13 protein-coding genes and 1 tRNA gene are annotated in these 13,239 nt (G+C 39.7%); 6 read left to right on the top strand and 8 right to left on the bottom strand.

Annotation, left to right across the window (positions count from 1 at the left end; genetic code table 11):
• Window positions 1-2 precede the first annotated feature (2 nt).
• The 7 genes from AWN68_RS05935 to rfbC all read right to left on the bottom strand — a co-directional run bounded on the left by AWN68_RS05935 (window position 3) and on the right by rfbC (window position 6,216).
• Window positions 3-746, bottom strand: a complete 744-nt coding sequence (locus AWN68_RS05935) for a shikimate dehydrogenase family protein (RefSeq protein WP_068412713.1) — start codon at window positions 744-746, stop codon at window positions 3-5.
• Window positions 747-1,685 (bottom strand): DUF368 domain-containing protein, encoded by a 939-nt coding sequence (locus AWN68_RS05930; RefSeq protein WP_068412711.1) that lies wholly within the window; start codon window positions 1,683-1,685, stop codon window positions 747-749. It abuts the gene before it with no gap.
• A gap of 2 nt (window positions 1,686-1,687) precedes the next feature.
• The gene (locus tag AWN68_RS05925; protein ID WP_068412709.1) at window positions 1,688-2,449 is read right to left on the bottom strand and encodes a phosphosulfolactate synthase; all 762 of its coding nucleotides are present in this window, start codon (window positions 2,447-2,449) and stop codon (window positions 1,688-1,690) included.
• Window positions 2,450-3,853: a tetratricopeptide repeat protein gene (locus AWN68_RS05920; protein ID WP_068412708.1), complete on the bottom strand. Its 1,404-nt coding sequence runs from the start codon at window positions 3,851-3,853 to the stop codon at window positions 2,450-2,452.
• Between the two features lie 95 nt (window positions 3,854-3,948).
• Window positions 3,949-4,929 (bottom strand): SDR family NAD(P)-dependent oxidoreductase, encoded by a 981-nt coding sequence (locus AWN68_RS05915; RefSeq protein ID WP_068412707.1) that lies wholly within the window; start codon window positions 4,927-4,929, stop codon window positions 3,949-3,951.
• 4 nt (window positions 4,930-4,933) lie between these two features.
• Complete coding sequence (locus tag AWN68_RS05910) at window positions 4,934-5,674, bottom strand: tyrosine-protein phosphatase (protein ID WP_068412706.1); 741 nt, start codon at window positions 5,672-5,674, stop codon at window positions 4,934-4,936.
• Window positions 5,671-6,216 carry a dTDP-4-dehydrorhamnose 3,5-epimerase gene (gene rfbC, locus AWN68_RS05905; protein WP_068412704.1) on the bottom strand — a complete coding sequence of 182 codons (546 nt, stop codon included), beginning with the start codon at window positions 6,214-6,216 and terminating at the stop codon, window positions 5,671-5,673. Before rfbC ends, AWN68_RS05910 begins: the two co-directional genes overlap by 4 nt.
• Window positions 6,217-6,382: 166 nt before the next feature.
• Between rfbC and hflX the strand changes: the two genes are divergently transcribed.
• Window positions 6,383-7,582: a GTPase HflX gene (gene hflX, locus AWN68_RS05900; RefSeq protein WP_068412702.1), complete on the top strand. Its 1,200-nt coding sequence runs from the start codon at window positions 6,383-6,385 to the stop codon at window positions 7,580-7,582.
• Between the two features lie 223 nt (window positions 7,583-7,805).
• Here the strand turns inward: hflX and AWN68_RS05895 are convergent, their stop codons facing one another.
• Complete coding sequence (locus AWN68_RS05895; RefSeq protein WP_068412700.1) at window positions 7,806-9,263, bottom strand: NAD(P)/FAD-dependent oxidoreductase; 1,458 nt, start codon at window positions 9,261-9,263, stop codon at window positions 7,806-7,808.
• 137 nt (window positions 9,264-9,400) lie between these two features.
• On the opposite strand from AWN68_RS05895, the gene AWN68_RS05890 reads away from it, so the two are divergent.
• The 5 genes from AWN68_RS05890 to AWN68_RS05870 all read left to right on the top strand — a co-directional run bounded on the left by AWN68_RS05890 (window position 9,401) and on the right by AWN68_RS05870 (window position 13,239).
• On the top strand, window positions 9,401-10,015 hold the full coding sequence (locus AWN68_RS05890; RefSeq protein ID WP_068412699.1) for a Tll0287-like domain-containing protein: 615 nt from the start codon (window positions 9,401-9,403) through the stop codon (window positions 10,013-10,015).
• 111 nt (window positions 10,016-10,126) lie between these two features.
• The gene (locus AWN68_RS05885) at window positions 10,127-10,762 is read left to right on the top strand and encodes a DUF2202 domain-containing protein (protein WP_068412698.1); all 636 of its coding nucleotides are present in this window, start codon (window positions 10,127-10,129) and stop codon (window positions 10,760-10,762) included.
• A 206-nt stretch (window positions 10,763-10,968) separates the two neighbouring features.
• Window positions 10,969-11,040: transfer RNA gene (locus AWN68_RS05880), tRNA-Arg, on the top strand.
• Between the two features lie 215 nt (window positions 11,041-11,255).
• Entirely contained in the window at window positions 11,256-12,467 is a 1,212-nt protein-coding gene (dinB, locus tag AWN68_RS05875) for a DNA polymerase IV (RefSeq protein ID WP_068412848.1), read from the top strand.
• Window positions 12,468-12,576: 109 nt separating this feature from the next.
• Window positions 12,577-13,239, top strand: a complete 663-nt coding sequence (locus AWN68_RS05870; RefSeq protein ID WP_068412695.1) for a C40 family peptidase — start codon at window positions 12,577-12,579, stop codon at window positions 13,237-13,239.

The raw sequence follows: 13,239 nt of genomic DNA, 5'->3' as shown, positions 1-13,239 counted from the left end.
ACTTACTTATTCCAAATCTCCCAAGAGGCTTCTGCTTGGCCATGCAGCATTTCCAAACCATTTTTCACCCAACACTTGGTCTCAATTCCCTTTTGCATAAAGGCGGTTGAAAGTGGGTTATAAACCAAATCATAGAGAAAGTGATCAGGGGTTAGTTGCTGATAAGGTAAATCTGGAAGACTCTCTATTTTAGGAGCCATGCCTAATGGCGTGGTATTGATAATAAGTTTGTAGGTATCGAGGTGTTCAGGTGTTGGCTTGTTGAAGTCTTTGTAAGTAAGTTGCCCGTCTTGTGGTCTTCTCGAAATCAACTTAAATTCAATACCGAGGTCTGAAAGCGCAGTTTGAACGGCTTTAGAAGCTCCGCCTGTCCCTAGAATCAAAGCGTTTGTGGGCATTGGATTGGCTCCAATAAACTTCACCAATGAAGTTTTGAAACCCAAATAATCGGTATTGTAACCTCTCAGTTTTCCTTTCTGAATTTTGATGGTGTTTACGGCACCAATGGCAGCGGCCTTTTCATCAACTCCATCAAGGAATTTCATTACTGACTCCTTGTAGGGAATGGTCACATTAATGCCTTCTAGGCCTTTTGTGTTTTTTACTAAGGCAGGAAATTCCTCAATGTTCTCAAGAGGGTAAAGCTCATACTCGGCTTCTATTCCTTCTTTTTCGAATTTAGCTGAGAAGTGTTTTTTCGAAAACGAATGGCCGAGTGGGTAACCGATCAGTCCAAATTTTCGCATTTACTTTTTAGGGTTTAACGCAGCTGCAACTCTATCCATTGCCAATACGATAAGGAAACCAGCAGCAGCAAATAAAATGGCTTCTAAAAAGAAAGGTTCGGCACCCGTCTTTGCAAAATATTGATTGGGCAATACATTGGCTTCGACCAAAGGTTTTAAATCACCATGGCGGTCAATATATGTCTCTATAGCTTCTTTCCAAGGCCAAACCTTGTTTAAAGAACCAATCATAAAGCCTGATAAAACACCCACTGTGATGTTATGGTATTTGTTGAAAAGCCAACCCACCAAACGAGCAAAACTCAATAAACCCACAATACAACCTAAGCCAAAAATGGCAATATCTACGATTCTAAATTCTTTTACAGCGGAAAGAATAAACTCATACTTTCCAAAAATAAGCAGAATAAATGCGCCCGAAATACCGGGCAAAATCATTGCACAAATGGCCACTGCGCCAGCTATAAATAGAAACCATGAAGCCTCTGGTGTTTCAGCAGGAGTTGCAGAGGTAATAAAGTATGCCGCGGCAATACCCAAAGCTATGGCCACAAAAACACCAATATTCCATTGCTTTATTTCCCTAAGAATAATGAGGGCTGAAATAACAATAAGCCCAAAAAAGAAAGACCAAACCTGAATCGGGTGTTCGGCCAACAAATGGGTGATTACTTTGGCGAGTGTAAGAACACTGGTCGCAATTCCTGCCAATAATGGCAATAAGAAGTTTCCGTTAACGTGCTTCCAAAGCGCTTTGATCTGAAATTTCTTCAGGTACTGAAGTGCCTGAAGGTCAACGCTGCGAATGGCGTTTAGTAAGTTTTCGTATATGCCAGTAATAAAGGCAATTGTCCCGCCCGAAACTCCAGGAACCACATCAGCACTACCCATGGCAATACCCTTGAAGTAGAGAAGAATGAATCCCTTAATGTTCTTCATTCTTACTTGTCCAGAAAGTGGCTGAAAGTATCTCCTCTTAAACCTAAACGAATGGTTTCTAGTGGGATTAACTCCTCTGGCGCAATGTTACCAAGGTTTACATTGGCGCCAACCAGCTTAATAAAATAAACTTGCTGTGCTTTTTGTGGGGCTTCCCAAATGATTTTTTCAAAAGGAATTTTGGTTAGAATTTCTTGAACTAAGCCTGAACGAACTTCTCCGCTAGACCTAAAAAGACCAACGTTTCCGCCTTCACGCGCTTCGCCAATTACTTTCCAAGCACCGGCATCTAGTTCTTTTTGCATCAGTTCGATCCATTTGTATGGAGGAATGATTTTTTCCTCGTCCTTAGAACCAACTTCTGAAAGCACAGTCACTTGTTTCGATAACTCAGTAATGTATTCACACTTCTTATCGTGGTCCATATCCAATGAACCGTCAGATACTTCAGCAAACGGGACCTGAAATTTATCTAGTAATTTCCTGTAGTCGTCAAATTTATTGCGAACAGCAAAGGCTTCGAAAAGCGTACCTCCAAAATAAAAAGGGATTCCAGCAGCTCTGAACACATTAAGCTTGTCTTCCAGGCCAGCCGTTACGTACGAGGTAGCCCAGCCTAACTTAATAATGTCTACATGGTTAGCGCTAACGCTAAGGAAATCTTCCGCTTGTCTAACACTTAGGCCCTTGTCCATGACCATGGTGAAGCCTTTTTCTCTTGGTTTCTGTGTCCTTTCGGGCAGGTTATCTAAAAAGTAGTGCATTTAAATTTTATTTCGGTGCTGATCAATGATCTTGTATAATGCTTTTTGGGTTTCAATTTTAGGAAAGAAATCAAAAAGCACTTCGTGATTTTCAAAGTCCAAAATTAAAGCATTTTCTAGATAAGCAAAGGCTTCTTTGTATCTACCTGCCGATATTTGGTAAACTACCATTCGATACATTAAGTCAGAATGTTCTGGAAGTTCCTCCAAAGCCCTATCAATCAATTCGATGGCTTTTATGTGCTCTCCTTGTTCGTAATGAATGAGCGACCAATCCAGCCAAATCATTTCGTTGTTGGGTTCAAGCATAGCAGCCTCTTGATAGGCTTCAAAACTTGAAACGATATTGCCTACATGCTGTTCGGCATCAGCTATAGCCAGCCAATAGTTCGCGTTTTCTGGGTCTAACTTAAGTGCTTTGTTAAAGAAATGAATGGCCTCATAGTACTTGTCTTGTTCAGACAAGCAACAACCTATTCCATACCAAGCATCTTCATAAAATTGATCAAGCTTTGTGGATTTTCGGTAATACTTCATGGCCAACTCGTATTGCTCGAGTTTTTCATAAGAGGTGCCAATACAGCAGTAGGTTTCAGCTGAGGGGCCTTCATTCGTTAGCGTATTCTTATATGCTTCTAGCGCCTCGTCATACTTGTCAATGTTCATGTAGGAATTACCCATGTTGAACCAAGCCGATGAAAATGTGTCGTCAATGACCAAAGCATAATCGTAAGCTTTTATCGCTTCTTCATAGCGTTCGAGCTTGTTTAATACGATTCCCAAATTATACCATGCGTAGGTAGAATAAGGGTCTTGATCGATAAACTGCTTATAATAATCAACGCTGTCTTCCAGTTTGCCCGTCACATCTAGGCAATAGGCAAGCTCATAAAGTGCGTTTTCGTGATTTAAGTTGAGCTCAATGGCCTTTTTATAATGACCAATTGCCTCTTCAAATTTGGAATTGGTTTGGTAGGTAAGGCCCACATTATAATATACTTCTGATTTGTCTTCGGCATAATCCAATGTGCCGAGCAAAAGTTCAACTGCTTTTTTATACTCACCTAAAAAGGAATAAATTGTTCCTTTCACGGTGTTCAATTCTACATCATTCGGATGCAAATTTTGAGCTTCATCAATCACTCTAAGGGCTTCTTGATAATTTTCTTTACCAATGTAGCACTGCGACATGAGCAAGCTTATTTCTTGAGAAAACGGGAATTGATCAATGGCTAGCTTGCATGCTTTTAAGCCCTTGCCAAATTGAAGGTGATCGATGTAATACTGAATAATCGTTTCGTATTCAGTGATATCGAAAAAATTATATGTCTTTTGCTTGAGTTGCTCCTCGAATTTCTTGATCAGCCCACGTTCCTCTTCTCTGCTAGGATAGTCTTCTTGCATCTATTTTCGAAAGGTTTATTCAAAGTAAGGAATAAATGAATGGCAAACTATATGGCCTTGTCTTTTTTTTCCTGATCTGTTTATAGCCCTGTTTTTTAAAGGTTGTGCATGGATTTAAGTTCTCTAACGCTCCAGTCTAGAGTTTCGTTCACAGGCCGGAACTCAAAGTTTAAAGCTTTTTTTACTTTATCATTTTTGAAGTGATAATGCATACGCGACAGCTTAGCCGTATCGCTTGTGATTAATGCACTTTGGCGCATTATTCTAGAACGTACGAACTCTAATTTTACAGCTACTTTGAGCATCCAGTAAGGAACTGGTTTAGAAGGTGGTTTTTTACCAAAACGGCTGGCTACTTCGGCAAAGAAATCTCTAAACTCTTTTGTACCTGCATTAAGTACGAACCTTTCGTTTTGAACGTCAGAACCAAGTAGTTTAATACAGATTTCAGCTACATCACGAACGTCCACAAAATTAATGGTGCCTTCAGGGTGGAATGTTTTGCTATCGTAAGCGTATTTAAAAACCGAAGTGCTTCCGCTGCCCCAAAGCCCAGGGCTTAATACTACAGTAGGGTTTACAATTTTTACATTCAAGCCCTCTTGAGCACCGCGCCAAACTTCTAACTCTTGTAAGTATTTAGATCGTGCATAGATGGAGTCGTATTCTGTGCCTTCCCATTTGTCTTTTTCGTCAATAAATTTCTGTCCAGGCTTTCTACCCAAGGCCGCCACAGAGCTTATTTGCACAAAGTTTTTCACTTCAGCTTTTAGACAAGCGTTTACCAGATCGGCAGTGCCTTGTACATTGGTTTTGTACATTCGATCCTCATCTCTTTTATCAAAGGAAATAATCGCAGCCCCATGAATTACTCCGTCAATACCTTCCAGTGCTTCGAACAGAAATGTGGTGTCGTTCATGTCACCATCCACCCATTCAATTTGGTCAACAATATCTTCGATCAAAGTCAGTTGGCTGCTTCCGCGTTTGACAGCCCGAATGGACTGACCATTTTTAATAAGTTCTCTACAAATAAAGCTACCGAGTAAGCCCGTAGCGCCAGTAACAAAAACCATAACTCTAAAGGGAATTATTTAGAAGATCTAAGTCCATTAATTTTTTAAAGTACTTTGTTTTTACCGCTTCTTTCAAGAGGTCAATGTGGCCCATATTGTGACAATCGGTACCTACTAATTTCACAGCTTTCATGTCAATGAGCTTTTCAGCAAACTTTTGCACCGGTTTAGAATAACAACCAGTAAGTGCTATGATGTTCAACTGTAGAATTACATTTCTATCAATCAATTCATCCAGTAAATATTCACTTTGCATTAAGTATAAATAGCGTTCTGGATGGGCGAAAACAGGTTTATATCCTTTTAAACTCAGCTTGAAGGTGACCTCTTTCAGTTGGGGTGGCATGTTCATAAACGGAGTTTCGAACAAAACGTGCTTATTGCCGAAAGTCATTAATGGAGCCCCTGAGTCTATTAGCTCTACGAACGATTCATCGAGGTAATATTCTGTGGCGGCCTCTAACTGAATATTGATGCCTTCTTTCTTGATTGCTTCACGCATGACTTCCAACCCAGCATAAATATTCTCAGGCGAGTTGTCGTAAGTGCCTGGCATAGAGTGAGGAGTAGTAATTACCTTCTCATAGCCTAGGGCTTCCATTTCGCGTAAAACCGTTAACGATTCTTCAATAGACTGCACACCGTCATCGATCGCAGGAATTAAATGCGAATGGATGTCTGTTTTAATAGGTAAAACAGAGGCGGGAGAAGTATCCTTTGGCTTTAAAAAAGAAAGTATACTCAAAATAGAGGAGCGTTTTTATAGGCTACAAAATTAGGTAAAAGTTTATCCTTTTCAGACACGATTGGGTTTTCTATTTGCCAGTCGATATTTAGCTCTGGATCATTCCATAAAATACCCCCTTCAGATGCTTTATTGTAGTAGTTAGTACACTTGTATGAAAAAACACTGTCCTCCAAAGCTAAGAAGCCATGAGCGAAACCAGCTGGTACAAGGAATAGGTTATGTCTTTTTGCATCTAGAATTACGGTATGATGCTTACCGAAAGTAGGGGAGTTAGGCCTTAGGTCTACTGCCACATCCATTACTTTGCCTAAGGCTACTCTTACGAGTTTTGCTTGGGCATAAGGCTCACTTTGGAAGTGAAGTCCACGTAATGTGCCTTTCACGGAAAACGATTCGTTATCTTGAACAAAGTCAGTTTGTATTCCGAGGTCCTCAAAAGCCTTTTTTCGATACGATTCAAAAAAATAACCTCGGTCATCTCCAAACACGGTAGACTCAATTTCGTAAAGGCCATTAAAGCCTGTTTCTATAATTTTCATTGCTAAAAAATTCCTTTCAAACTTAAGCCGTTAAGCTTTCTTATCAAACGATAAGGCACTACAAAACTATTATACCCTTAAATGGTGTTTATACTTTTTAGTTTCATGACGCAATTTCTGGGTTGAATTTAGAAATGGCTTCGATAAGTAGTAATTTTGATGCTTTATGGGAGGATATTTAACAACGGATACGGACGAAAAAACAGCAGTGATGGTCGCGCTCATCACTAAAGGCCAGCCCGAAGAAAAGGTAATGGAGTATTTGGACGAATTGGCCTTCTTGGCCGAAACGCTTGGTCTTGAAGTTGTGAAGTCATTTACACAAAGGATGGAAAGGCCAGAGGTAAAGACTTTTGTGGGTAAGGGTAAGCTCGAAGAGATTAAAACTTACATTATAGCTGAAGGCGTTAAAACAATTATTTTTGATGATGACCTTTCTCCTTCACAGTTACGAAATTTAGAAAAGGAACTAGAGGTTAAAATCTACGACCGTAGTTTACTCATCCTAGATATCTTTCTTTATCGTGCACAAACAGCCCAAGCTAAAACTCAGGTTGAACTGGCGAGATCTAAATATTTATTGCCTCGATTAACCAGAATGTGGACTCACTTGGAAAGACAAAGAGGAGGGACTGGCACAAGAGGCGGGGCTGGTGAAATGGAAATAGAAACCGACCGTAGGATTGTCAGGAATCAGATTGATGTGCTGAAAAAGAAACTGGAGAAAATTGAAATGCAAAATGCAGTTCAGCGAAAATCTAGAACAAGCATTGTGCGTGTAGCATTGGTTGGGTACACCAACGTGGGTAAATCTACCCTTATGCGTTTAATGACCAAAGCTGAGGTGTTGGCTGAAAATAAACTTTTCGCGACAGTGGATTCCACGGTTAGAAAAATAGCCATTGACGATATTCCTTTCCTGTTGTCCGATACGGTAGGTTTTATTAGAAAACTTCCTACACACTTAATCGAATCTTTTAAATCTACTTTGGATGAGGTAAGGGAAGCCGATATTCTTTTACACGTGGTAGATGTTTCACACCCCTATTTTCAAGATCAAATGGAAACGGTAAACCAAACTTTGGTAGACCTTGGAGCAGCAGATAAACCAACAATTATTGTGTTTAATAAAATTGACAAACTGGTTGAATCTTTAGATCCAGAAATAGAGGAGGAAATGGAACATCCGCCAATGACATTAGAAAGACTGAAGAAAACCTATCTAAATGCTGAAGGTGAGAGCGTTGTGTTTATTTCGGCTGAGAAAAAGGAGAATATTGCCGAAATGCGAGAAGTGATTTTCGAGAAGGTGAAAAAGCAGCACATGACCATCTTTCCAAACTACTTGAAAGACACATATTATTAAATGATTAATATACTTCAACTGATGGACCGTTATTTGGGGTCTATCAGAATGAGGTGATAATCGTTTTTTCTTTAGAACAGATTATTACTTCCTAGTACCCCCGTGTCCGCCTGCTACTATTCGTATGATCCGAACATTCAAATAAATAAACTTGAAAAATTGGATGATAGGGTTTTGCATATAAGCTTTCTGGGACTTTGTGATTTTCTGTTTCATGGTATTTTTATTCAGGTATTAACCACCAAAATGGTTTCATTTTGGCTTTGTAAATAAATGCATAGTGTAAAGAAAGTTTTACCCAATGACCGGCAAGCCCAATGTCACCAAATGTCTTTTTAATATCCCTTCCGCCTGTTTTTTCATATTTTTTATAATCTGGAACAATTGGAAAAGTAGTGATACTAACACCACTACCAGTTATAAGTCCATAACCTGCGGAAGCAATACATGCTGCCCCCATATTTCCTAAAGAACCTCTATGGTGTAAAGACTCTTTCCCGCTCTTTATGGAGTCGATAATATTATCCGCTACCAGTTTAGCAGTGATGCCTGACGGCATCCCAGTTCTTGGAGGTGCAGGGAATATTTCTGTTCCATTCGGGCTTTTTCTAGGTCTAGAAATACTATGTGGTGGAGCAAAGGCAATACCTGGCGCGAAAATGTTTGGATAGCTCGGGTTCTGATAGGTTTCTGGCCAATCTTGAACTGTCCATTCCTCGTATGGCTTGACGGTATAGTCGGCATCTACAACCATAAAGCCTTTGAAAAGCTTAGGAGTTATATCTCCTCCTTGCTGGTCGTAAGCTTTGAATCCATGACCCGAAAACGCTGGAATCAACATGGCAAAATCAAATTCTTCGGTTTTTTTCTCCCCTTCGAGATTTTCATAGAAGGCTTTTCCTTGATCTATTTTATTGACACCTGCTCCTAAAATCCATTCTATTTCCCTATCTCGAAAAACCATTTCTACCATATCACTTGATTTCATTGGTTTTCCTTGATAAGATAGCAGCATTCCATCCATTCCAAAGTCTCCTAAAGTTGACTCATTGGTAATCCATTTTATGGATACTTTATCTCGTACCTTTCTTCTTCTTAGTTCCTGTTCTACATTGAGAATATATTCAAAAGCGGCTCCTTGACAAGTAGCTTTGGCATGTCCTGTTCCTATAAGTACTTTTAGTTTGGAGGAAGAATTCTTTGCTTTTTCAATTAGCTTTTCCAATCCACTTGCGGCATGCTGCGCATGATCATAGGTACAGACCGAATAAACATCATCTGTACCAGGGTTAAGCCCTTCTGTTAGGTCAAAAGCTAGTTTTGGTCCTGTTGCATTGATGAGGTAGTCGTAAGCGACTTTCTCCGTTTCCCCCTTCTGTTCACCAAAAACATACTCTACAACTACGTATGGTAGGGTACTGTCATCTCCTTCAGGATGGAATGATACAACTTTAGCTTGCTTAAAGTTGATGCCTTTCTTTTTGTAGAGCGGTTCCAATGGAAAGATGATCTGCTCTGGTTGCATCCTTCCTATCCCCACCCAAATATTTGAGGGGATCCATTGGTAGTTCCAGTTTGGCGAAACGACCAGCACTTCATGTTTCTTTGAGAGCTTTCTTCTCAAATGGGAAGCGGCAGTATGGCCCGCTATTCCCGACCCTAATATTACGATTTTAGACATGTTGCTCTTTTTATAGAACAAGTTTAAGGCAAGTAGTAATGGTATTATGATACAAATGTTACATATAAGAAATAAGGGTAACATTTGTTACAGAACTGTCTGTTGATTTAGTTTTACTTTATTGAAAAGATAGGATTATGAGATTACTAATAATTCCATTCGTTTTAATCGTGATGGGCTGCACAAATAACAAAGGTACTTCTACAGCATCTATAGATGAGTTAACAGCATTGGCGCATATTGAAGGCGATGAGATTTCGACTTTGGCGCAAAAAACACTCGGTGGACAATTAAAACAAGCAATCTCCGAGCAGGGGGTTACTTATGCCGTGCAGTTCTGTAATGTAGCCGCATACCCTATTCTTGATACCTTGAAAACGGTACCTAAAGCTTCAATAAGAAGAGCTTCACTTAGCGCTAGGAATCAGAAGGACAAACCCTCAGATGTGGAACGGGTGATACTTGAAAAGTATGCACAATCGCTGGAGAAGGGTGGAGATTTAAGCCCAGTAGTGGAAGTGCTTAATGAAAGCGAGATACTTTATGCTAAGCCAATTTTATTAGATAGTCCTCTTTGTTTGAACTGTCATGGTGAAGTGGGTAGTCAGGTTACTCTAGAAACACTAAAATCCATACAGGAATTGTACCCAAATGACAATGCTCTAAATCATAAAATGGGTGATTTGAGAGGGATATGGAGCGTGACATTTGATATCAGTGAGCTGACTCACTATCTAAAGAATATTAAGTAACTTCTTTCTTTCTGCTAACCTTACCAACCGGTTTTTCCCTTGACGAGTGTAACAAATGTTGCCAATAATCATTTGGTAATTGGCTTTATTTGAATAGAAATACCATAGATCATGAAAAATTTATTCAATTACATATTGTTAAGCTTATCAGTGGTTGCGTTTTCGTGTAGCAATTCCAGGGATGAGATGATTAATACAGACGATGAATTAGTCAATATACAAATTTGGGCACTTCCAGTAGAACCTTTGAGTGAAACTGAAATAGATGCGCTTTTATTTATGCGCGAGGAAGAAAAATTAGCGAGGGATGTGTATGATCATCTATTTACTATTTGGTCTTTAAAAATCTTTAATAATATCTCAGCGAGCGAGCAGTCTCATACAGATGCGGTGCGAACACTCTTAAATAAATATGAATTGGAGGATCCCGCAATTAATAGGCCCCCTGGAGTATTCGTCAATCAAGAACTTCAAACATTGTATACTGAATTAATTCAGGTTGGATCGGTGAGTTTAGAGAGTGCGCTTAAAGTAGGTGCAGCTATTGAAGAAATTGATATTTTGGACCTTCAAAGAGAGTTGAGTTCCAATGTGGATAATGAAGACATTATTTTAGTTTTCGAAAACTTGATGAAAGGGTCAAAAAATCACCTTAAATCTTTTGTGCTGAACTTAAAGAAACAAAATATAGCTTATGTTCCTCAATATTTAACTCAAGAAGAATTTGAAGTTATCATCAATTCTTAACTTCAGAGCAGCTGGGTATCTATAAACTCCTGTTGCATTTGTCACAGTCTATCCCCAACAGGGCTTTATTAGCCATTGGTTGTCTTTATCATTGTTTACCAAGAGAAGCGTCTGTCTATGTGGTAAAGTCTCCTAAAGCGATCTTTCCAAATTACTTGAAAGACACATATTATTAATTAATTTTGCTCCTCCAAAAAAAAGGAATGGGTCCCGTAGTTCAACGGATAGAATAGAAGTTTCCTAAACTTTAGATACAAGTTCGATTCTTGTCGGGATCACTAAAAAGCCTCGGTTTTACATAAATCGGGGCTTTTTGTTTGCTGACATTAGAGGGCTTATTTAATATTTCGATAAATCAATTATCTAGGTCTCAAAACCCAACCCCGCATAACTAATAACCCTTAACTACTTTAGTATTTATAATCATAAAATCTAATAATTTTAGTTAACTAAAATTATTAGATTTACGTTGACTTTTGGAAAGACTACTGAATTGGAAAAAACAATCCTTCATCTCGATATGGATACATTTTTTGTGTCTGTTGAACGCCTGCTCGATAGTAGGCTTATTGGCAAACCTGTGCTTATTGGGGGAGTTACCGACCGCGGGGTAGTGGCTGCCTGTAGTTATGAGGCACGTGCCTATGGTGTGCATTCGGCTATGCCGATGAAAAGGGCCAAAGAACTTTGTCCCGATGCCATCCAAATTCGAGGCAATTCCGCTACTTATACCAATTATTCTGAAGACGTAACCAACATCATAAAAGAGACGGTACCACTTTATGAAAAATCTTCTATTGATGAATTTTATGCTGATTTAACAGGTTTGGATAAATTTTTCAATAGTTATCTTATGGCTTCGGAACTGCGTCAACGGATTACCAGGGAAACAGGGCTGCCCATTTCTTTTGGTTTGTCGAAGAACAAAACCATTTCAAAAATCGCTACGGGCGAAGCAAAACCCAACAATCAAATTAAGGTCGACTTGGGTTATGAAATGCCCTTTATTGCTCCGCTTTCCATTAGCAAAATTCCTATGGTGGGCGAGAAGACCCAACAAACGCTGTACAGTTTGGGAGTAAAGCAGATCAGAACCATTCAAGAAATGCCCATGGAACTGATGGAAAAAGTATTGGGTAAAAATGGGGTGAGTATTTGGAAGAAAGCCCAGGCGCTAGACAATTCGCCTGTGATGCCTTACAACGAACGCAAGTCAATTTCTACCGAAAGAACTTTTGATAGAGACACCATTGATGTGATTAAGCTCAAAGGCATACTGCTGGCCATGGCCGAAAACCTTGCTTTCCAGTTGCGTAGGGGGCAAAAACTTACTTCTTGCGTTACTGTCAAAGTCCGCTATTCTGATTTTAACACTTATACGCTTCAGTCTCGAATTCCATATACCTCCGCAGATCATGTGTTGATTGCTAAGGTGCTGGAGCTGTTTAATAAACTCTACCATAAACGACTTTTAGTCAGACTGATTGGAGTCCGGTTTAGTCATTTGGTGGAAGGAAGTTACCAGATCAACCTTTTTGAAGACATAGAAGAGCAACTCAACCTGTATCATGCCATGGATAAAATGCGCGACAAATATGGAGATAGAGTGGTAATGCGCGCAGCCGGTATGGAAGCTCGGACCATCAGCCGTTTTAATCCTTTTACAGGAGAACCACCCCCGCTGTTGCCGAATAGGAGGCGATAATATTGTAAACAGCTCTTTATCATTGAGTTGAGTGTGTAAATACCTGCTTGTGGGTATTTTTCACAACACTTTTATTGACTTATTTTATTAGAAATAACCAGAGCTAAGTATGAGTCAGTTGTTGAAAATAGCTTTCGAAGAATTGGGGGTAAGTGAGATCCTAGGTTCGGAGCATGAGAAAAAAATATTGCAGTACGCCCAAGATTCAGGATTCGAAACCATTAAAGATGATGAAACTCCGTGGTGCAGTATATTTGTTAATTTCTGTTGCCATCGTCTAGATTATAAAAAGAGCGGTAAAGCGAATGCCAGATCGTGGATGCAGGTAGGCACGAAAGTTAATGACCCATTGCCTGGAGATATTGTGGTATTTTGGAGAGAAAGTGTTCACTCATGGAAAGGCCATGTTGGTTTTTTCTTGGGCTTTTCTCCAAAAGGAGATAAGGTATTTTGCCTAGGAGGAAATCAAGCTAACAGCGTATCAGTAGCGGCCTATGATGCCCAAAAGGTACTAGGCTTCAGAAGGGTTGAGGCACAAAAGAAATTATCCATACCCAAGCCTGTATTGAAAAAAGGAAGCAGAGGTTCAGAGGTAATGAAGCTGCAAGAACTTTTAAATCAGCTGCATTACCCTTGTGGAGACCCCGATGGCGTGTTTGGGCAAAAAACCGAAGATGCTTTGCGCCTACTGCAAGCCAATCACAGGCTGACCATTGATGGGGTTTACGGACAGCAATCAGTAAATATGTTAGAGTCTTTACTCCAAACCTAG

This window comes from Roseivirga echinicomitans (assembly GCF_001592935.1).
GTDB classification, from domain to species: Bacteria; Bacteroidota; Bacteroidia; order Cytophagales; family Cyclobacteriaceae; genus Roseivirga; species Roseivirga echinicomitans.
This window is presented reverse-complemented; position numbering and strand designations above follow the sequence as displayed.

What these genes read in the sequence shown, in the direction of transcription:
- AWN68_RS05870 (WP_068412695.1), top strand. Translation starts at nt 12,577, where the DNA reads ATGAGTCAGTTGTTGAAAATAGCTTTCGAAGAATTGGGGGTAAGTGAG.
- hflX (WP_068412702.1), top strand. Translation starts at nt 6,383, where the DNA reads ATGGGAGGATATTTAACAACGGATACGGACGAAAAAACAGCAGTGATG.
- AWN68_RS05930 (WP_068412711.1), bottom strand. Translation starts at nt 1,685, where the DNA reads ATGAAGAACATTAAGGGATTCATTCTTCTCTACTTCAAGGGTATTGCC.
- AWN68_RS05935 (WP_068412713.1), bottom strand. Translation starts at nt 746, where the DNA reads ATGCGAAAATTTGGACTGATCGGTTACCCACTCGGCCATTCGTTTTCG.
- AWN68_RS05915 (WP_068412707.1), bottom strand. Translation starts at nt 4,929, where the DNA reads ATGGTTTTTGTTACTGGCGCTACGGGCTTACTCGGTAGCTTTATTTGT.
- rfbC (WP_068412704.1), bottom strand. Translation starts at nt 6,216, where the DNA reads ATGAAAATTATAGAAACAGGCTTTAATGGCCTTTACGAAATTGAGTCT.
- AWN68_RS05890 (WP_068412699.1), top strand. Translation starts at nt 9,401, where the DNA reads ATGAGATTACTAATAATTCCATTCGTTTTAATCGTGATGGGCTGCACA.
- AWN68_RS05895 (WP_068412700.1), bottom strand. Translation starts at nt 9,263, where the DNA reads ATGTCTAAAATCGTAATATTAGGGTCGGGAATAGCGGGCCATACTGCC.
- AWN68_RS05925 (WP_068412709.1), bottom strand. Translation starts at nt 2,449, where the DNA reads ATGCACTACTTTTTAGATAACCTGCCCGAAAGGACACAGAAACCAAGA.
- AWN68_RS05920 (WP_068412708.1), bottom strand. Translation starts at nt 3,853, where the DNA reads ATGCAAGAAGACTATCCTAGCAGAGAAGAGGAACGTGGGCTGATCAAG.
- AWN68_RS05885 (WP_068412698.1), top strand. Translation starts at nt 10,127, where the DNA reads ATGAAAAATTTATTCAATTACATATTGTTAAGCTTATCAGTGGTTGCG.